Annotated in this window: 18 protein-coding genes and 1 riboswitch; of the genes, 10 read left to right on the forward strand and 8 right to left on the reverse strand. The window is 67.8% G+C overall.

The annotated features are described in order from the left end of the window. On the forward strand, positions 1 to 1206 hold the full coding sequence (locus F5544_RS40850) for an aldo/keto reductase (RefSeq protein ID WP_167478092.1): 1206 nt from the start codon (positions 1 to 3) through the stop codon (positions 1204 to 1206). A gap of 156 nt (positions 1207 to 1362) precedes the next feature. On the opposite strand, the gene F5544_RS40855 is transcribed toward F5544_RS40850, so the two are convergent. The 3 genes from F5544_RS40855 to F5544_RS40865 form a co-directional block, all read right to left on the reverse strand. Further along, on the reverse strand, positions 1363 to 1548 hold the full coding sequence (locus F5544_RS40855) for a hypothetical protein (protein WP_167478093.1): 186 nt from the start codon (positions 1546 to 1548) through the stop codon (positions 1363 to 1365). Between the two features lie 220 nt (positions 1549 to 1768). Then, a riboswitch (M-box (ykoK) riboswitch) is annotated at positions 1769 to 1939 on the reverse strand. A gap of 74 nt (positions 1940 to 2013) precedes the next feature. Beyond that, complete coding sequence (locus tag F5544_RS46885) at positions 2014 to 4029, reverse strand: serine/threonine-protein kinase (protein WP_238846925.1); 2016 nt, start codon at positions 4027 to 4029, stop codon at positions 2014 to 2016. 109 nt (positions 4030 to 4138) lie between these two features. After that, complete coding sequence (locus F5544_RS40865; protein WP_167478095.1) at positions 4139 to 4873, reverse strand: DJ-1/PfpI family protein; 735 nt, start codon at positions 4871 to 4873, stop codon at positions 4139 to 4141. 122 nt (positions 4874 to 4995) lie between these two features. Between F5544_RS40865 and F5544_RS40870 the strand changes: the two genes are divergently transcribed. The 3 genes from F5544_RS40870 to F5544_RS40880 all read left to right on the forward strand — a co-directional run bounded on the left by F5544_RS40870 (position 4996) and on the right by F5544_RS40880 (position 8213). Next, the gene (locus F5544_RS40870) at positions 4996 to 6285 is read left to right on the forward strand and encodes a TetR/AcrR family transcriptional regulator (protein WP_167478096.1); all 1290 of its coding nucleotides are present in this window, start codon (positions 4996 to 4998) and stop codon (positions 6283 to 6285) included. A gap of 145 nt (positions 6286 to 6430) precedes the next feature. Next, entirely contained in the window at positions 6431 to 7675 is a 1245-nt protein-coding gene (locus tag F5544_RS40875; protein WP_167478097.1) for a TetR/AcrR family transcriptional regulator, read from the forward strand. 100 nt (positions 7676 to 7775) lie between these two features. Continuing rightward, entirely contained in the window at positions 7776 to 8213 is a 438-nt protein-coding gene (locus F5544_RS40880; protein ID WP_167478098.1) for an SRPBCC family protein, read from the forward strand. Here the strand turns inward: F5544_RS40880 and F5544_RS40885 are convergent, their stop codons facing one another. Then, positions 8214 to 9347: a serine hydrolase domain-containing protein gene (locus F5544_RS40885; protein ID WP_167478099.1), complete on the reverse strand. Its 1134-nt coding sequence runs from the start codon at positions 9345 to 9347 to the stop codon at positions 8214 to 8216. 172 nt (positions 9348 to 9519) lie between these two features. Between F5544_RS40885 and F5544_RS40890 the strand changes: the two genes are divergently transcribed. The 5 genes from F5544_RS40890 (at position 9520) to F5544_RS40910 (ending at position 13390) form a co-directional block, all read left to right on the forward strand. Next, positions 9520 to 9936: a subtilase-type protease inhibitor gene (locus F5544_RS40890; RefSeq protein ID WP_167478100.1), complete on the forward strand. Its 417-nt coding sequence runs from the start codon at positions 9520 to 9522 to the stop codon at positions 9934 to 9936. 54 nt (positions 9937 to 9990) lie between these two features. Continuing rightward, entirely contained in the window at positions 9991 to 10800 is an 810-nt protein-coding gene (locus tag F5544_RS40895) for a carboxymuconolactone decarboxylase family protein (protein ID WP_167478101.1), read from the forward strand. Positions 10801 to 10880: 80 nt separating this feature from the next. Continuing rightward, positions 10881 to 11561: a hypothetical protein gene (locus F5544_RS40900; RefSeq protein WP_167478102.1), complete on the forward strand. Its 681-nt coding sequence runs from the start codon at positions 10881 to 10883 to the stop codon at positions 11559 to 11561. Positions 11562 to 11727: 166 nt separating this feature from the next. Then, positions 11728 to 12423 (forward strand): type 1 glutamine amidotransferase domain-containing protein, encoded by a 696-nt coding sequence (locus F5544_RS40905; protein WP_167478103.1) that lies wholly within the window; start codon positions 11728 to 11730, stop codon positions 12421 to 12423. 94 nt (positions 12424 to 12517) lie between these two features. Then, entirely contained in the window at positions 12518 to 13390 is an 873-nt protein-coding gene (locus F5544_RS40910) for an aldo/keto reductase (protein ID WP_167478104.1), read from the forward strand. Between the two features lie 4 nt (positions 13391 to 13394). Here the strand turns inward: F5544_RS40910 and F5544_RS40915 are convergent, their stop codons facing one another. Beyond that, a complete protein-coding gene (locus F5544_RS40915) occupies positions 13395 to 13583 on the reverse strand; it encodes a hypothetical protein (protein ID WP_167471249.1) in 189 nt (62 codons plus the stop codon). Between the two features lie 262 nt (positions 13584 to 13845). Between F5544_RS40915 and F5544_RS40920 the strand changes: the two genes are divergently transcribed. Then, positions 13846 to 15174, forward strand: coding sequence for a helix-turn-helix domain-containing protein (locus tag F5544_RS40920; RefSeq protein ID WP_167478105.1), 1329 nt, complete (start codon positions 13846 to 13848; stop codon positions 15172 to 15174). A gap of 233 nt (positions 15175 to 15407) precedes the next feature. On the opposite strand, the gene mftG is transcribed toward F5544_RS40920, so the two are convergent. The 3 genes from mftG to mftC all read right to left on the reverse strand — a co-directional run bounded on the left by mftG (position 15408) and on the right by mftC (position 19965). Continuing rightward, entirely contained in the window at positions 15408 to 16853 is a 1446-nt protein-coding gene (gene mftG / locus F5544_RS40925) for a mycofactocin dehydrogenase MftG (protein ID WP_167478106.1), read from the reverse strand. A gap of 13 nt (positions 16854 to 16866) precedes the next feature. Then, positions 16867 to 18267, reverse strand: a complete 1401-nt coding sequence (gene mftF, locus F5544_RS40930; RefSeq protein WP_167478107.1) for a mycofactocin biosynthesis glycosyltransferase MftF — start codon at positions 18265 to 18267, stop codon at positions 16867 to 16869. Positions 18268 to 18465: 198 nt separating this feature from the next. Continuing rightward, on the reverse strand, positions 18466 to 19965 hold the full coding sequence (mftC, locus tag F5544_RS40935) for a mycofactocin radical SAM maturase (RefSeq protein ID WP_167478108.1): 1500 nt from the start codon (positions 19963 to 19965) through the stop codon (positions 18466 to 18468). Between the last annotated feature and the right edge of the window lies 1 nt (position 19966).

Consider the following 19966-nt stretch of genomic DNA (forward strand, 5'->3'; position numbering starts at 1 on the left):
ATGGAGGCGCAGCACCCTGGTCTGCGTTCGGTGCTCGACGCGGTCCGCAGTGGTCGGCCGCTCAGCGATTCGGAGCTGGCGATCCTGGAAAGCCAGCTACGCGTGCTGCGGGCGGCGGGCGCCGCGAATCCGCCGTCCGCGCCCGAGCCGCAGGTCACCGAACGCAGCGTGCCCGCGCTGCCGGGGTCCATGCTCACGGGCGGGGCGCGGGCCGACGGCACCGCGGCATACGCGGCCGCCGGACCTTCTACCGCCGGATTTTATCGTGTGGCCCAGGGACTTTCGTTGTCCTCCATCGGTATCGGCACCTATCGGGGCGGGCAGTCGGCCGGGGTCGACGCCGCCTACATCGCCGCACTCCGGTACGCGCTCGCGCACGGCGTCAACGTCATCGACACCTCGCTCAACTACCGGCGGCAGCGCTCGGAAGTCTGTGTCGGCGCGGCACTTCGGCACTTCGTCGAATCCGAGCACGGCCGCAGGGACGGGGTGCTCGTCGCGAGCAAAGGCGGCTTCCTGGTGCCGGGCGCGCTGCCTCGCCACCTGCCGTTCGCCGACGAAATCGTCGGCGGCGCACACTGTTTGGCGCCCTCGTTCCTGGCCGACCAACTCGACCGCAGTCGCCGCAACCTCGGGCTCGACGTGATCGACCTCTACTACCTGCACAACCCGGAAACCCAGGCCAGGGTGGTCGATCCGCGAATCTTCGCCTCCCGCATCACCAGAGCCTTCGAATATCTCGAATACGCCGCCGACGAAGGACTTATCGGCTGGTACGGCATCGCCACCTGGGACGGATTCGCCAGCGGGCTGCTGTCGTTACCGACCCTCGCCGCCACCGCCCGGCGGGTCGGCGGTGAGCGGCACCGGTTCCGCTTCGTCGAACTACCGCTCAGCCTCGGCCTGCTCGATACCCTTCCGGCACTGGAGAATGGCGTACTGCGCGAGGCGCCGGATCTCGGTATCACCGTCCTCGCCAGCGCGGCCCTCATGCAGGGCCGAGTCAGTCGCGATCTCCCCCAATGGATCACCCGCGCCATGCCCGGCCTGTCGGACGCCCAGCGCGCAATCCAATTCGTCCGCTCCATCCCCGGCCTGACCACCGCGCTGGTCGGCATGCGCGACGGAGCCCACGTCCGAGAAAATCTCGACCTGGCCGCCCACCCCCCGCTGACCACCGCCGAATACCGCGCACTGCTCGACTGACCGACTCGCGAACCTACGTGCTCGGGCATTGATCCATCGCCAGTTGTGGCTATGGTTGTCGACCTGAATATGGCCGCCTAAGGGCACCAGTGGAGGCCACTACTGGACGCGCAGTGACTCCTGTTGCGGCGCGGCCGAATTCGCTGCGGCCAGCCGTCAGCGGTAGTAGGGATGGCCGCCGATGGATGCGGTGAATACGGCCGCGTATTCGGCGCGGCACTTGGCCAGGTTGCGGCGCTCCTCGGGAGTGAGGCGGTAGCGATTCCAGGCGCGGCGGGCCGATTCGCCCAGGGCGGTCAGCAGCGCGCGGTCGCGCAGGCGCGGGAAGGTTACTGTGGTCATGATCTGCTCCTTTGCGGAAAAGCAGGCACCACAACCGATTACCGGCACGCTCCGGTGCGGCGGTGGTGGATTGGGCAGGATGTGGGTGGCCGCCTACTCGGGTACGGGTCTTCGCCGTAATCCATGTCCATCACCTCCTTGCCGCCGAGACGCACGCGTCGTCGATTCGTCCGTGCCAGAACCACGCACGGCAGGAGCACCGCCACCGAAAACGGCAGGGCGGGCACCCCTCTCGTCTGAGCTTCGGCACTGCACGACGTATCCCGTTGCGGGGAAGCCACTTTGGATCGCGCCTTAATCCGGGACGATCTGTCCTAGCCCTGGGCGTCTCTCGACGTCGTGGGACCAGTGGCCTTTGTTCGTACAGGAGCCTCGCCTAGCGAGGTGCTGACCAGACCATCGTCGACCCACCGCTGAGCCGCGTCAAGTCGGATCGACGTAAAGATGTCGCGTGGACGGGTCCGCTCAGGCGCGCCCGGCCCAGCGACGCACGGGGCGCGACGCCACGCCGAACAGAATCACCGTCGCGGCGGCGAACAGCACGCCGTTCCCCGCGACAACGCTGGTGTGCAAGCCGCCGTTCATGACGAACCGGTAGCACAGGACTGTCGCGACCGTGCTCAATTGCGTTATCAGACAACCGGTTACGAGCATTCTCCGGGATCGCCGCCACCGCACGAACAGCAGCAGCGCGCCGAGTGTCAACAGGAACGCGCTCGGAATGGCCGTCAGATAATTCAGCAGCACGAACTGCCCCCACTCGGACCGCGCCAGCATGTGCTGCACGCTGCTGCGAATGGTGTCGAGGTGTCCGTAGGCGCGCCACGCCTGAACCCCACCCACCAGCAGAGCCATCAGGCCGACCGGCAACGCGACCACGGCTCCGGACGAGGGCCGCGCGGTATTCGCATCCGCCCGTCGCGGAGCCTTCGCCGCATCGTCCACGGGCACCGCGCCCCGACCCTGTTCCGGACCGCGCCGGGAACTCTGCGACGCGGCGGAGCCCGATCCGTGCCCACGGGCGGCTGCCTGCGCCGAAGCAGCACCCTGCCCACCCGCTGCCGCCTGGGCAGCGCCGTGATCCCGCACGGCACCCGGACCCGCACCCTGCCCGCGCGCAACCCCCTGCGCCCCGGCCGCGCCGGAACCCTGCGCCGCAACGGGAATCGCGTCCTGCCGATGCGCGCCGACCTGCCCCGCAGCGGGAATCACGCCTCGCCCGTGCGCGGCGGCCTGCGCCGGAGCAACAGCGGGACCTCGCCCATGCGCCGCGCCCGCGACGGAGCCGTGCGCCGCGACCGGAGCGGCGGCCTGGCCCCGCGTCGCGGATTGCCCCACAGCGGGAGAAGGCCCCTGCCCGTACGCGCCGGCTTGCCCCGCAACCGGAAGCGCACCTCGCCCATTAGCGGCATCAGGCGCGGCCGGAGCCTGACCTTGCACTCCCGGCACCGGTCCGGGCGCGGCCCCGAGCCCCGCACCGGCGCCAACACCTTGCGCCACACCGGTATTCGACGCTCGAACCGCGCCAGGAACCGAATCGCGCGTCCGATCATCGGCCCCGAGCCAACCCGGCCGCCGCCCCGGAATCCCTTGCGCCGGAGCCTGATCGGCTCGCATCCCGGCACGCGGTGGCCCGGCATGCCATCCACCGCCCGGCTCCGCGCGCATACGCAATACTGAAGCCGCAGCCGCCGCGAATTCCCCACAGCTGGCGAATCTTTCGGCGGGCCGCTTGCTCATCGCCCGCGCGATGACGGCGTGCAGCCGCGGCGGCACATCGGCCCGGGTGAGCGGCGGCACCTGCTGGCTCAGGTGACCGGCCACGATCTGGCCGGGATTCGTTGCGGAAAAAGGTGTTTCACCCGCCAGCAGCGCGTAGAGCGTGCAGCCGAGCGAGTACTGGTCGCTGCGGTGGTCGAGGTCGGCGCCGGTCAACTGTTCCGGCGAAGCATAGGCGAGCGTCGCCGAAAACGTGCCGGTGGCAGTCAATTTCGTATTCGTGTCGAGCATCCGCGCGATGCCGAAATCGGTGAGCACCGCGCGTTCGGCCCGACCGGCGTCGGGCGTCGAGAGCAGGATGTTGCCCGGTTTGATATCGCGGTGCAGCACGCCGCGGCTGTGCGCGTAGTCCAGGGCCGCCGCGGTTTCGCCGACGATCCGCACGGCTCGTTCGACGGTCACTGTTCGCGGATTCAGCTTGGCCGCGTCGACGCCCTCGATGTACTGCATGGCTATCCACAGACGATCGTCCTCGACGCCGCGGTCGTGGATTCCGACGATGCCGGGGTGGTCCAGCCGGGCGACGACATTCGCCTCCCGCTCGAACCGCGCCCTGATCTCCGGATCGGCGGAAACCTCCCGGTTCAGCAGTTTCAGCGCCACCATCCGCGGCAGACGCGGATGGCGCGCGAGGTAGACGGTGCCCATACCGCCCTGCCCGAGTACGTCCTCGATCACGTACCCGGCAAATGTCTCACCCACCCCTACTTCCACGCGATACCTTCCAGACGGCCGACCCATCGGCAGCATAGCGAGCATTGCGGGCCCGCGCCCCGGTGCAGCTCACCGCCGGTGCGCCCACGCCGCCGAATCAGCGCCGCATCCGCCGAATAGCGCTGCGCCACAGCGTTTTCTGTGCACCGGTCAGTGAGGAGACAAACGTCTCGCTGGCGCGCATTTCCGGGGCCGAGCGCACCATATCGGCGAGCGCCTTGCGTTTCACCGCGCCGCTGGCCTTGCTCACATGTCCGGCGTCGAACGGCGGGCGCGGATCGTATTCGATATTGAGCTGGATCGCCTCGGCTTGTTCCCGCCCGAACATCTCCCCTGCCAGCCACAACGCCAGATCGATGCCCGCCGAGACGCCCGCGGCGGTGACGATCTTCCCGGTCCGCACCACCCGTTCTTCGCGCTGCGGTTTCGCACCGAGCAACCCGAGTGCCTGCTGCGCCGACCAGTGCGTCGTCGCGGGTTCGCCGTCGAGCAGACCCGCGCCCGCGAGCACGAGTGCGCCGGTGCAGACCGAGGTGGTCCAGGTGCTGGTCCGATGCGCCGCGATCAGCCAGGCGAGCAGTTTGTCGTCGGCCGATGCGGCGGTGGCCGCGGGCCCGCCGGGGACCAGGATTATCCGTGGCCGCGGCACCTCGGCGAAGGTGTGCGTCGCGCCGATGGCCAGCACACCGCTGTCGGTGATGACCGGACCGGCCTCGTGCGCGACGAACCGGATCCGCGCGCCGGGCATCATCCGCAGCACCTCGTACGGCCCGATGGCGTCGAGCGCGGTCATTCCCGGATACAGCACGATGGCGATGTCGAAGTCACTCATTGTCCCACCCCTATCCTCCGATTGATCGGACACAATGCGACGCTATCCGAAATGCATGTTGTCCGGAACACACCACTACCTGGGGAAATCCCCGGCGGCAGCGGCTAGTTACGATGTCCGGCATGAGTGTCGAGAATCGCCGTACGGCGCGAAAGGCCGTCGCCCGGGGACTGCAGCCCGCCGAGGCCGCGGGCCGGGCGAACGCCACCGACTCGGCACCGCGGGAGGTCCGGCGCAGGCCCAAGAACCGGCGCGCCCAGATCGCCGCCGCATCGGCCGCCGCGTTCGGCGCGCTCGGCTATCACGGCGTCAGCATGGAGGACATCGCCTCCGGCCTCGGTATCAGCTCGGCCGCGCTGTATCGGCATTTTCCCAGCAAATACGCGCTGTTCCGCGAGGAGCTGATGCGGGTCGGCCTGGCGATGACCGAATCGGTGCGGCTGCCCGCCGCGGCCGCGGGCCGGTCCGCCGAGCAGCGGCTGCGCCAGATACTCGACGCGTTGATCGCGGTGACGATCGAGAACCGCCCGACGGTCACGCTGGTGCGCTGGGAGGGCCGCTACCTCGAACCGGAGGATCAGACCCTGCTCGCCGAACAGCAGCAGACGGTGCTCGGCGCGCTCGGCGAGCAATTGCACGAGCTGCGGCCCGAACTCACCGAGAACGATATCCGGCTGCTGCGCGCCGCCATGCTGAGCGCGATCACCAGCATCGCCGACCATCACGCCACCATGCCCGCGAAATCCCTTGCGCGCCTGCTCGCTTCGGCCTCCTGGTCGATCGCGCAGGCCCAATTGCCGCCGGAGCAGCCGACATCCGCGGCACCGGTGGCGATCGAGATCCCGGACTCGTTCAAACACGAACTGCTGCTGCACAAGGCCGTCGAACTGTTCCACGACCATGGCTACCCGAATGTGAGCGTCGAGGATATCGCCACGGCCGCAGGACTTTCCGCGGCGTCTGCGGTATACCGCTTCTACCGCGGCAAGAGCGATCTGCTGGCTGCCGCGTTTCGCCGTGCGGCGGAACGGGTTTCGAGTGCGATCGGTCCCGCGGTCGCGGCGAACACCAGCTGCGAGGCCGCACTCGATTCGCTGATCGGCCAGTACGTGGCGGGCTCGTTCACCGAGCGCGCGCTCACCTTCGTGTATTACACGGAGTTCCAACATGTTCCGCCGGAGGAGCGGACGGTGCTGCGCAATATCCAGCGGCTCAGCGTCGAGGAGTGGGCGCGGCTGCTGCGCGAGGTGCGGCCCGAACTCTCGGCCGCGGATGCGCGATTCCTCATCCACGCCGGGTTCGCGTTGGTTGTCGACCTCGGCCGCGCCTTCGGCAACGATCCGCTCGCCGCCCAGGACCGGGTGCGGCTGCTGATGCAGCTGGAGCTGTTCGGCCGCCCCGCGCAGGTCTAAATATGTTATCGGCAATTCTGTCGAGTCCGGCCTAATAATCGAACGTAGCTCCCGTCGTGGTGGTTGGTTTGTGACGAAGGATTCACTTCGGGTCCAGCGATGCAAGCCCGCTTTACCGAACGTCCGATTGGGCTAACATCGCGGCATGACCGCCGACGACCGAGATCCGGGAGCGGGTCCACCGCATGGACAGAACCCGGAGGGGCCCAAGACAATTCGGCGACGGCCGCGCGACCGGCGGGCCCAGATCGCGGCCGCGGCGGCGGAAGCCTTCGGCGCACTGGGTTATCACGGTGTGAGCATGGACGATATCGCCGCCCGGCTCGACATCAGCTCCACCGCGCTGTACCGGCACTATCCGAGCAAGTACGCGATCTTCCGGGAGGAGGCGCTGCGGCTCGGCGACCAGATCGCGCGCGCCGCACGGCTTCCCGACGAGGCGGCGGCCTGGACTGCCGCCGAACGGCTCGAGCACGTCATCGACGCGCTCATCGCCGCCGCCATCGCCAGCCGCCGCAGTGCGGCGCTATTGCGTTGGCAGAGCAGGTATTTGGCTGAGGACGACCGGCTCACCCTGCAACGGCAGCTCGCCGCCACCGTCGCGGCGATCCGGGAATTGCTCGGCCAGACCAGGGCGGGTCTGGCAGGCCCGGAGCGCGCGGTGCTCGCGACGGCCGCGATGAGCGTGCTCGGCAGTATCTCCGATCACCACGTCGGCATCCCGGTGCGCGCGCTGAGCGGTCTGCTGCACGACGCCTGCCTCGCGGTCGCCCGGTGCGAGCTGCCGCCACCCGATGATGAACCGGAATCGCCTGTGGCAAGCGCGATTCCGAGCACGTTCAAACATGAACTGGTGTTGAAGTGCGCGATCGAACTGTTCCACGAGCGGGGCTATCCGAACGTCAGCGTCGAGGACATCGCACAGGCGGCCGGGCTGCCCGCCTCCTCGGCCGTCTATCGGTTCTACCGCGGCAAGGGGGATATCCTCACCGCCGCGTTTCGCCGTGCGGCGGACCAGGTTTCGGGTGCGATCGCGCCCACCATCGCCACCTCGGACGGACCCGAGCAGGCGCTCACCCGACTGATCGACCTCTACGTGGCGGGTTCGTTCGCCGAGCGCAAACTCACCTTCGTCTACTACGCGGAGATCAGCAACGTGCCCGCCGACGACCGCACGGTGCTGCGAAATATCCAGCGGCTCAACGTCGAAGAGTGGGCCAAACTGGTCGCCGCGGTGCGGCCCCAGCTGTCGGCGGCCGAGGCCCGAGTGCTGGTACACGCGGCGCTGGCGCTGGTCGTCGACCTCGGCCAGTGGTTCGGCCCCGACAATCCGCTCGCATCCAGGGCGCGGGTGACGCACCTGATGCGGGTCATCCTGCTCGGTTGTTGAAAACGCGTTTCCTGCGGGGCCATACCGAAGTTCGGGCCCCCGCGGCCGATATGCACCGTAGGATGCGCGGGCAGAAGTATCTCCTCTGAGTGGAGCCGCTATGCGCACGGTGGACATCGAGCGAACCATCGAAGCCCCCATCGCCGATGTCTTCGACTGGCTCACCGATGCCACGAATTACCCTCGCGTACCTTTGGTTCGGCGCGTCACGTTGGTGCGGCCCGGCGATACCCATCCACAGGGGCGAGGCGCGGTGCGCCTGGTCGTGACGCCCGTGCTGCGGTTGACCGAGGAGATCGTCGAATACCATCCGCCGACGCTCATGTGCTACCGAATCCTGCAGTCCATACCGACGCTGCGACATGAGCAGGGGCGCATGGAATTCCGGGAGACCGCGAACGGCACCAGGGTGCGCTGGCTGAGCCGCTTCGAACTGGAATCGGCATGGTCCGGTTTTTTCACCGCGGCGCTTTCGCCGGGCATCGCGCTCAGCTTCCACCTGTTGCTGCGCACCGCCGCCCGGGACCTGCAAGGCTGATCAGGAGCACAGCGCGTGGCCGAGTAGGGACATCACATCAGGCTGCGGGAACGAGTCCGAGTTGAAGGAGTAGGTCACCGCCCGGCCCTCCGGTGTGGCGCCCGACAGCGCCGTGAAGCCATAGATCCCGCCGGTATGGCCGATAAACTTTGCACCGCACGGCAATTGCACAATGCCAACGCCCAGTCCGTACAGCTGTCCGGTACCCGACCCGGTCGGTACGCCATCCAGCATCTCCAGCCACTGCTCCGCCGACACCACCTGACCCGCCGCCAACGCCGAGTAGAACCGATTGAGATCGGCGCCGGTGGTGACCAGCGCGCCCGCGCTCCACGGCACCGACGGCTCGATCCGCGACACGTCGACCTGCTTACCGTCCTGTGTGTCATAGCCTTTCGGATGTGGTGCACGGATATCGCGCTCGCCCGCGGGCGGCAGATAGGTGTCGCGCAGCCCGAGCGGCCGCAGGATGCGCCGGTCGAGTTCGTCGGCATACTTTGCGCCCGTGACCTTTTCGATCAACATGCCCGCGACGATGTAGTTGGTGTTGCTGTACTTGTACTGGGTGCCCGGCGGGAAAACCGCCGGATGCCGCAGCGCGATCGCGATCTCCTCCTCCGGCGTCTTCGTCCGGCCCGCCAGCGCGTCCTGGTACTCGTCCACCTCATGACCGTCGGTGATATTCGGAATGCCGCTCTGGTGCCGCAGGATCTGGCGCACCGTGATCGCGCGCCCGTCGATACCGTCGCCGTGCAACAGCCCGGGCAGGTAGGTCTCGATCGGCTCGTCCAGCCGAATCTTCCCCTCCGCCACCAGCTGTAGCACGACTGCGCTGGTGAACGACTTGGTGATGCTACCGACCCGCACGTGCTGCGGCGGATCGACCGGGATCGGCGTCCGCGCCTCGAGATCGCCGAACCCACTGGTGAGTACGGTGTCCCGACCGTGGTCGCTCAGCGTGACGATCGCACCCACCGCCCCGGACTTCACCGCAGCGTCGATATCGCTCTGCACCTGGGAGGTGTTCTGCGACTGGCCGGTTCGGGATGGTGACGCGGGCGCACCCGAATCGCTCGAACATCCGGCGATGAGTGCGGCAGCGGACAGAGCACCGGCGATCGGCAAGAGACGCATGCCTCGACGCTAAGCTCCGAGCCGTCGGAGCACATCAGGGTCACCCCTGAACTTCCCCTGATTCGGGGTGATTAGAGCCCTGTTCAGGACGAATTAGAGAACTCTGAAGACCGGGTTCGCCGGCGAAATACCGCACTACGATCGGTCGATCCACCCGCTACGAGGAGAGACCATGTCCCTGGGTACTCGAGTGACGAGCGCGGCCGTCGGGGCGCTGGCCGCGCTGGCGCCCGCCGCGGTTCCGGCGCACGCCCAATCCGCCATCAACGGACCATCGGCCATCACTTTGACTGTGGGCGAAGGAGATTCGCTCGCCACTGCGGCAAACCAGCGCACCGCCTGGCTGGTCTGCGCGCCGCTCGTCTTCGGCAGCCATCCGAAATCCGGTCAGGCCTGCGGTGAATTGACCGAGGCCGGTGGCGATTTCGATAAATTGCGCGGGCACGGCATCCGCTTCTGCCCCTTCATCTATCAGCCGATAACCGTTTCGGCGGAAGGCATTTGGAACGGCGCGCAGGTTTCCTGGCAGCACACCTATCCGAACAAGTGCGTCCGGATGAACACCGACGACTACGTCTTCGATTTCTGAACCCGCGCGCGACGGCTTGCGTTGGAGTGAACTCCAGCTCCTAGAGTCTGAGTCATGACCAACGCACAGCAGCCGACCAGCAACGACGACCGGTACACCCGCGGACTCGCCCTGCTCCAGCAGATCGGCGGTAAGGAACGCCCGGCGGTGCTCGACAGCCTCGCCGATATCGCCCCCGACCTGGGGCGCTTCACCGTCGAATTCGGCTACGGCGACATCCTGTCCCGTCCGGGCCTGCCGCTGCGGGAGCGTCAACTCGCCACCGTCGCAGCGCTCACCGCCCTCGGCAACGCCGCGCCGCAGCTGCGCTTCCACATCGACGGGGCGCTCAACGTCGGTTGCACCCGCACCGAAATCGTGGAGACCATCATCCACGTCGCCATCTACGCGGGCTTCCCCGCGGCATTGAACGGGCTGTTCGCGGCCCGCGAAATCTTCGCCGCCCGAACCGATCTCCCCGAGTCGCCCGATACCGCCACGGCACAGGACGGCGACCGCTTCGAACGCGGCCGCGCCCTGCTCGAAGAGGTGGACGGCCACGCCGCCGACGCGGTACTCACCGCCCTGCGCGAGATCGCCCCGGATCTGGCCCGCTATGTCATCGAATTCGCCTTCGGCGATATCTACGCCCGTCCCGGACTCGACCTGCGGACAAGGGAAATCGTGACGGTCGCCGCCTGCACCGCGCTGGGAACCGCCGCGCCGCAACTGAAGGTGCACCTGCACGGCCTGCTGAACGTCGGCGGCACGCGCACCGAGGCGGTGGAGGTGATCAGCCAGATGGCCGGTTACGCGGGATTCCCGGCCGCGCTCAACGCGATCGCCGTCGCCAAGGAGGTGTTCGCCGAGCGCACGGGGAACTGATGTCATGCCGAGCAACTGCGCCTTCGGTATGGTGGCCGGACGGCCGAGGGGGCCGTCCCGGGGGAATTAAGGAGTTTGCATTGGTCGCGCCGCGCCAACCCGAACCGTTCGCGCCAGGGCAGCAGCCCGGCTATCCGACCGGGTATCCGGCACCCGGATACGCCCCGCCCGTACGCCCGAAAGCCAGTGGAGCGGACTGGATTACGGCGCTGACGCTGCTGCTGGCGGCGATTCTGCGGATCGTCGTGATCTTCCTGGAGCGGGGCCGCGTATACGACGATAGTGCATTCGATTACACGGCTACGGCGCTGAACTGCCTCGCGGCTTTCGTCGCCGCCATCGTGCTGATGACGGGCGCGGGTGCGCGCAACCCAGCGTTCCGTGCGCTCGCCGCGAGCGGTGCAGGCGCATTCCTCTTCACCGCCATCAGCAATGTTGTCTACTTCTTCACCGGCCAGCTCTGGGACCACCTGTCCTTCCTGCACTACAGCCCGGTGGTCTGGTTCCCGATCTTCCTGCTCGCACTCACCGCGACCATCACCGCGATCATCTCGGCCAAACCGGCGACACCCCGCCCCGCGGCACCGGCCCGGCAGTGGCCGCAGCAGCAGTGGCCCGCACCGGCCCAACCCACCGCACAGCCCTACTATCCGCAGCCATTCGCCCAGCAGCAGCCGCAGCAACCACCGGCGATGCCGCAGCAGGCGATGCCGCAACAACCGCAACAGTTCCCGCCGCAGCAACAGTTCCCACCACAGTGAATCCGCGCACACAACACCGGTGACCCATCGAAATCCCGATGTCCGATATCGGCGATCACATTGGATACCGCCGACCGATCGGCCTACCTTCGAGCACGTCGCGCGACCGACCGCGACATATCACGGCTGACACCGCCCGTTCGCGGGCCGGACTCGGGAGACATCAATGTCGAAGATCCTTTTCGTGCTGACCGGCGTCGATCATTGGACGCTCGCCGACGGCACGCCGCACAAAACCGGTTACTGGGCCGAGGAATTCGTGGTGCCGTACACCGCGTTCAAAGCGGCGGGTCACGAGATCGCGGTGGCGACGCCGGGCGGCGTGCCACCCACCGCCGATGCCGCCAGCCTGACCACCGACGCCGCGGGCGGGCAGGACAACGCCGACCATATCGCGGCCGTGCTGGCCGATAGCGATGAGCTGCGAAACCCGCTGCCGCTCAGCAAGATCCAACTCGACGATTACGATGCCGTCTTCTACCCGGGCGGCCACGGACCGATGGAGGATCTGTCCGCCGACCCGGAATCCGGCCGATTGCTCACCGCCGCACTGGAATCCGGCAAGCCGCTGGCGGTGGTGTGCCACGGCCCGGCCGCGCTGCTCGCCGCGACGAAAGCCGATGGCGGCAATGCCTTTTCCGGATACCGCCTGACCGCGTTCACCAATGCCGAAGAGACACAGGCGGGTTTCGCCGACAAAGCGCCCTGGCTGTTGCAGGATCGTCTGGTCGGCATCGGCGCGGACTTCCAGGCGGGCGAGCCGTGGGCGCCGCACGTCGTCGTCGACCGGAACCTGATCACCGGCCAGAACCCGGCCTCCTCCGCACCGGCGGCCACCGAATTGCTGCGCATGCTCGGCTGACGAGCCAGCGGGAACAGGGAACGCGACCGCGCTGTTGGTAGGTCCTGGGGGACTACAGTCCAACAGCCCGATCCTCCGATCGAAAGGATCACCTATGGCAACAACGAGTACCTCCCGCCCCGCCGATGCGTCGGGCACCTTCGCCATCGGCGGCGATCTGACCGTCAACCGACTCGGCTTCGGTGCGATGCAGCTCACCGGTCCCGGCGTCTGGGGCGATCCGAAGGATCCCGACGAGGCCGTGCGCGTTCTGCGCCGCGCGGTCGAGTTGGGTGTGAACTTCATCGATACCGCCGACTCCTACGGTCCGTTCGTCAGCGAACAACTGATCCGCAAGGCGCTGCACCCTTACCAGGACGATCTGGTCATCGCCACCAAGGGCGGGTTGAGCCGATCCGGCCCCGGCGACTGGCGCCCGCTCGGCAGGCCCGAATATCTGCGCCAGCAAACCGAATTGAGCCTGCGCCACCTCGGCGTCGACCGAATCGACCTGTATCAGCTGCACCGCATCGATCCGAAGGTGCCGCTGGCCGATCAGCTCGGCGAGCTCGTACTGCTGCAGCAGGAGGGCAAGATCCGGCACATCGGCGTCTCACAGGTGAGCGTCGACCAGTTGAAGCAGGCAAGCCAGATCGCGACCATCGTCTCCGTGCAGAACCTGTACAACCTGGCCAACCGCACCGACGAAGATGTGCTGACCTTCGCCGAACAGGCGAATATCGCCTTCATTCCATGGTTCCCGATCGCCACCGGCGAACTCGCCCGCCCCGGCGGACCGCTCGACGCGATCGCGAAGGAGCACGGCTCGACACCGGCCCAGCTGGCGCTGGCCTGGCTGCTGCGCCGCTCGCCGGTAATGCTGCCGATTCCGGGCACCAGCAGCGTCGCGCATCTGCGGGAGAATCTGGAAGCCGCGCGAATCGAATTGTCCGACAAGGAATTCCAGGCACTCACCGACGCGGTGTGATGCGTCAGCGCTCGGCGGCCCGCCGATAGCAGTAGGCCGCGGCGGCCAGGTATTGCCGACACCTGGCCCCGTGGCCCGCATGCACGGTCAGTAGAAAGCGCGCCCGGTCGTAGTCCAAACCGATAGGTTCCTGCGTACAGTCGCGTCCCTGTACCAACCACAATTCGCGCATATCCGTACGCAGTACATCCATCTGTTCACCTCCGGTGCCTGATGTGTGCACCCGGCGCCGCGACGTCACTCCATACCGCATTCGACGCGGTTGGATCGGGCCGCGTCGAGACCGTGCAGCGGTATCGGAGAATCAACGCCCACGAAAGGGTTTCGGGCCGGTTCCCTCCGGTGCCGGGTGCCGATCAAGCGTGCGCGTTCGGCACTCGTGCATACCAGTCCCGAATGCGGATAATTGCGAGTAATTTCCGTTTGTATCGGTCCGGTACGAGGAAGCGATCCCTATGGTTGAGATCGACTGGACGGGCGAAGACGTGCTCGCACTGCGCACGGCGATGCGGCGAAGTCGCTCCGAATTCGCCCGCCTGGTGGGAGTTACCCAGCGCACCGTGATCTTGTGGGAAAACGGCCGGACCGCCCGGATGCACGCCGCAAGTCAGCGCTTACTCGACCGGGTGTTGTCCGAGGCCGATTCAGTCGTCGTCGCGCGATTCGAGCGGGCGATCACAGCGGGCCGGGAGATGGCGCCCACCAACCCCGCCGGCGCCGCCGGCCGCCGAATCCCGGCCCTCGACAAGGAAGTCGAGGATGACGACATGCAGAGGCGAGAGTTATTGGCCTGCATCGGCGCGGGTCTGGCCGGCCAGGCGGCGGCCATGGTCGCGGGTGAACCGGAGAAAATGCTGGCGACCCTGGACGCCGGATCGATAAGCGAACGCAGGCTCGCCCTGCTGGAGGAATCGGCGGATACGCTCGGCCGCACCGTTGTTCAGGTGCCACCGCACGAATTGTTGCAGGGCACGCTCGAGCAATTCCGTACCGTCCGTTCGATTCTCGCCGATCGGCAGGCGACACATCAGCAGATCAGGCTGGTGCGCAGCGCGGGCCGGCTGGCCAATATCGTCGGCGAAATCCTGTTCAACGACGGGCATTTCGGCCGGGCCCGAATGTGGTACACCACGGCGATCCACGCGGCACAGGACATCGGAGATCGTTTTTCCGAGGATATCGCGCTGGCCGGTCTGGCATATCTGCCCACCTACAGCGACAAGCCGAGGGAGGTGCTGCGATTGCTGGGACCTAGGCTCGGGGAAAATCCGAATCACGGTGCGGCGGCTGCCTGGTTGTGGGGTATGGCGGCCCGTGCGCACGCGAGCGTCGGCGAGTCGGCGCAATTCGAATATTGCATCGCGCGATCGGCGAATGCGTTGGACGGAATTCCGAATGCCGAACTACCGGTCGGCATTTTCTCCTTCCGGCCGGAGAAACTCGCCTTCTATCGCGCGATCGGTTATTCGCGGCTCGGTCGCGCCGAGGAGACCGCACAGGCGGCGGCACAGGCACTTTCGCTCTACGACCCGAGGGAGACCACCGAACCGGCGCTGGTGCGGTTCGAGCACGCCACCGCGCTGCTCGAATCCGGCGAGGTCGAACACGCATGCGCCGTCGCGACCGAGGCCATCACCGACGGCAACACCTACGTCGGGCTGACCGTTGGCAAACGCGCGCGGCTCTTCGACGCGGCGCTGACGCATCGGCGCGGGCCCGCGATCGCCGACTGGCAGGAGCGGGCGCGTCCGGTGCTCGCGGCGGCGACGGACCGGTCGATGTAGCGCAACGAGGCGGCCGGTCAACGGAATCCGGCCCAGAGCGATCCAGCCCTGCGCAATTCGGCCAGCGGAATCCAGCGAAGCCCGCCGGTGCCGAACCTTCCCCGAGTCCGGCACCGGCGAAGCAACGGTGTGGGCGTACCGAGACGAATCCGGTCGCTCCACCATCCAGCGTACTTGCCGAAGCCAGGCTGTCCGGCGGTTCGGGCGCTATTTTTTCGGGCCTTCTCGCCGGGTCAGCAACGGCTCAGCCATTCGGCCGCGCGCTCGGCGAGCAGCACAACGGTGGCCTGCGGACCCCGGCTCAGCGGCACCGGCACCACCGACAGATCCACCACGGACAGACCGTCCAGCCCGTACACTCCGCACCGCGCATCGACGACCGCGCGCTCGTCGTCGGCCGGGCCCATCCGACAGGTTCCCGAAAGATGTTGCGAGGTACCGAGATTCGCCAGCAACCAGGCAGCCCACGCCGTACCGTCGCCGGACGGCGCCCGCGCGGTCACCCGTACCGCTGGCACCTTGCGCAATAGCTCGTCGGCCACCGCGACACCGGCGCGCAGCCGCTCCCGATCCTCGGTTGCGGTGAGGTAGCGGTACTCGATCAGCGGTGGCTCCGCCGGGTCGGCGGAGCGCAGTCGCACTGTCCCGGCGGACCGTGGCCGCATCAGCGCGACGCCGAGCATGCGCACCCCCGGCCGGAATGTCACGGTGTACGGCCGGATCTCGAGATCGTCGAGTGCGAGCACATATTCCACCGCGACACCGCCGCGCCCGGTATGCGTTGTGTCGCGCCGATATTCGATGCCGATCTCCGGGTGGTCGCTGAACCGCTCGCCGACGGGCAGCGCCTGGACAACCGTAATGCCCAGCGCCCGTAGCCGTTCCGGATCGCCGATCCCGGACCGCAGCAGCAGCGCGGCCGATTCGATCGCACCCGCGCAGACCACGATCCGGCCGGCCGCGATCGTGCCCGTCGCGCCGCCGCGCCGATAATCGACGCCGACCGCGCGATCGCGGCGAAATCTGATGCGCGTCACCAGGGTTTTGTCCTGCACCACGAGATTCGGTCGCCCGAGCGCGGGCCGTAGATAGGCCGACCCGGTATCCATCCGCAGACCGTCATCGACGCTGCACGGCACCGGCGCCAGCCCGATGGCGGGCGCTGCCACCGCATTCAAATCCGGAATGAGCGGAAAGCCCGCTGCCGCAGCGGCTTCGGCGAACTCCCTGGTGATCGGGGCCGGATTCGCGATGCGGCGCACCGGAATCGGGCCGTCGGCACCGTGCTCGGGACTGTCGCCGTAGTCCAGATCCCGTTCCAGCCGCCGATATCCGGGAAGCACCGCGTCGAATGCCCACGTCGGGCCGATGCCCGCCGACCAGGCCGCGAAATCCGCCGCGGTCGCGCGCGCGAAATAGCCGCCGTTGATCGCGCCGGAACCGCCGAGTACCTTGCCGCGCACGATATTTCCCGGCACGCCCGCGGCCAGCGTCACCGGATAGCGCCACAGCCAGTCCGCTTCGGGTCCGATCGGCAGCCGGGTGGCATCGCGCAGCTCGGCCGATACCGCACCGCTGCCCGCCTCCAACAGCAATACGCGGTGCCCGGGATCCGCGCTCAACCGCGCGGCAAGCACACAGCCCGCGGTACCGCCCCCGATGACGAGCGTGTCGACCATCCGGACCGGGCGATCAGTGTGGCGGCGCGGTGGGTTTCAGCGCCTCGACGCTGCGCGCGCGGAATGCGCCGAGCCACAGCCCGGCGCCGTAGGCGATATCGTCGAGCCGCTTGTACGCCACATAGCGCACCGGATCGAGTCCGCCCGCATCGCGGTGGGTGAACCAATCGGCCAGTCCGTCCGCGACGGCCATGGTCACCGCGATCCGGCGAATCCGCTTGGACGCCAACATCGCCAACAGGGTGACCGGCCAGTAGTGCCTGCACATCGCCGAGGCCAGCCGCCACAGTCCGGCGAAGAATCCGCGCGAGAGGTAGATGGCCGCGATCCGCGTCGAATTGTCGACGCCGGTGAACACCCTGCGTAGTCGGATCAGCGCGGTGGCCAGCGTCAGCAGCCCGCCGAACATCCCCCACTTGGTCAGCGTGCCGAACAACACGGTGGCAAGCACCGTCCAGGACGGCACCTGCAGCGGCGACACCATGCCCTTATGCCGTTCGCCGAGCGGGGCGGCGCCGGTGCCGTAGAACAGCTTTCGGCCGAACCACGCGCGGAACGACACCCGGTGGTCGTGCGCGACGTGCGCGGCCGGTTCGTAGCGCAGCCGCCAGCCCGCCTGCTCCAGCCGCCAGCACAGGTCGACATCCTCGGCCACCCGCATGGATTCGTCGAAGCCGCCCTCGCCGAGCAGCACCCGCCTGCGCACCAGCAGCGCCGCGCTCGGCACGTACGAGACCAGCCCGCGGGACTGCACCGCGGCCTCGCGCCTGCCGAGGTCGAGCGACGACCTGGTGTGCTCGTAGCGGGCCAGCGTATTCGACTCGGGGTCGAGCGCGACGATGCGCGGCGCGACCAGCGCGACCTCCGGATCGCTGAAGTGACCGAGCATCACCTCGAGCCAACCGCTGCGCGGCACCACATCGGAGTCGAGAAATGCGACGAACTCGGTTGTCGCCGCCCGCAATCCGGCATTGCGCGCCGCCGCGGGGCCCTGCCTGCGGTCGTGCCGCAGCACGGTGACCCGGCAGCGGGTGCCTCGGTTGCGCGGGATGCGCACCGGCTGGTCCGAGCCGTCGTCGACGACGATCACATTGTGACCGCGCAGCGCCGCGAGCAGCCGGGCGAGCCCGTCCGCGTTGTTGTACAGCGGCACAATGACGGTCACGTCCTCCGGCGACGGCAACAGCCGGGGCCGCGGATTGGCGACCCCGGAGTCGAGCAGCCTTCTGGCAACGACGGCGGACTTCGGACCGGTCACCTCCAGGTACCCGTCGCCGATCATCTCGGCGGCCTCCGGGGCAAGTCGCAGCAACCTCGCGGGCGAACCCCCGATGAGGATCCGCCCTCCGGAGTATGCGCGTACCCGTGGATCGATCCGCACCCCGAATCCGTCGGGCAGGCGATCATTGCGCATTCCTGGCATGCTAGGCGGAGATTCGCGCGCAGGCATCATCGGCCCGGTAAAAAGGACAGAAATCCACCCGAAACCCGTGGCCCGCGTCCACAATCCCGCGCGATCGCATATGCCGAACGGTCGCCAGCGGACCGAAACCCCACTCTGGCAACCATTCAGCTATCGCCAATCGGCACATCCCCGGCTATCGCTTCACCCCTACGCCAGCGGGCTTTCCGCGCAGGCACGCGACGGTCGGCGAACCGACAGCGTCAACGGGACGGGGCCGCGGGACTCGCGCCGCGCCGCGCTCGGACGCGAATGATCGACCGCCGGACGCGGAATGGTGCGCCCGCCATCGGCGAGCGCCGCCGCGCCGTAACCCTGAACGCACTCCGGATCGGGTCCGTCGGCGGGCAGCCCGGTGAAGAATTTGGCCGCCATACAACCGCCGCGGCAGGCGTCGTAGTGCGCGCAGCCGGAGCAGGCCCCGCCGCCACTCGGCACGCGCAGTTCGGCGAACAGCTCCGAATCCGCCCATACCCGCTCGAAACCGCCGTCCGCCAGCACATTCCCGGCCCGGAACCGGTCGTGAATGGCGAACGGGCAGGCGTACACATCGCCGACCGGATCCACCAGGCACACCACCCGGCCCGCGCCGCACATATTCAGCCCGGGCAGCGCCTCGCCGTACGCGGACAGATGGAAGAACGAATCGCCGGTGAGCACCCCCTCGCCGTTTCGCAGCAGCCACTCGTAGAGTTCGCGCTGCTGCTCGGCCGTCGGATGCAGTTCGTCCCATACGTCCGCACCGCGGCCCGACGGCCGAAGACGCGTCAAACGCAGTGTGGCGCCGTATCTTTCGGCTATCGCGCGGAACTCGTCGAGCTGCGGGATATTGTGCCTTGTCGCGACGACGGAGAGCTTGGCGTCCCGGAAGCCCGCCGACGCGAGGTTTTCCAATGCGCGAATGGCCATCTCGTACGAACCGGGGCCGCGCACCGCATCGTTCACCTCGGCATCCGCGCCGTCCAGCGAAATCTGTACGTCCACATAGTCGCTCGCGGCGAGCCGCGTGGCCACCTGCGGGGTGATGCGAACACCGTTGGTGGAGAACTTGACTCCGACGTCGTGCGCGGTCGCATAGTCGACCAGCTCCCAGAAGTCCTGTCGCACGGTGGGTTCGCCGCCGCCGATGTTCACATAGAACACCTGCATCCGCTGGAACTCGTCGATCAGCGCCTTGCACTGCTCGGTGCTCAGCTCGCGCGGATCGCGCCGTCCCGATGCGGAAAGGCAGTGCACGCAGGACAGATTGCATGCGTAGGTGAGTTCCCAGGTGAGGCAGATCGGTGCGGCCAAACCGGTTTCGAATTTGTCGATCAGGCGGGTGCCGCGCGCCGGTTGCGCGATCCTGCTCGGAATATCCGAAACAGGCTGTGCGACAACCTGTTTCCCATCACCGACCAGCATGTCGGATTCGGCCAGCTGCGCGAGCGCCCGCAGGTACGGACCCGCCGCGTCATCGGCGATGCCCGCGGCCCGGATCGCGGCGGACGCCGAAGCGTGCTCGGGCAACGAGCGGACGATCTCGACGATCCGCGGGCTCTTCAGGAAGGAGAGCTTGCGGGTGCCGAAATGGTAGAGCAGCGCACCGAACGGTTCGGGGCGCAGCGCCACCCGGGGATGCAGCCGCCATCGAGTTTCGACGTCGAGCATG

Source organism: Nocardia arthritidis (assembly GCF_011801145.1).
Lineage (GTDB): Bacteria > Actinomycetota > Actinomycetes > Mycobacteriales > Mycobacteriaceae > Nocardia > Nocardia arthritidis_A.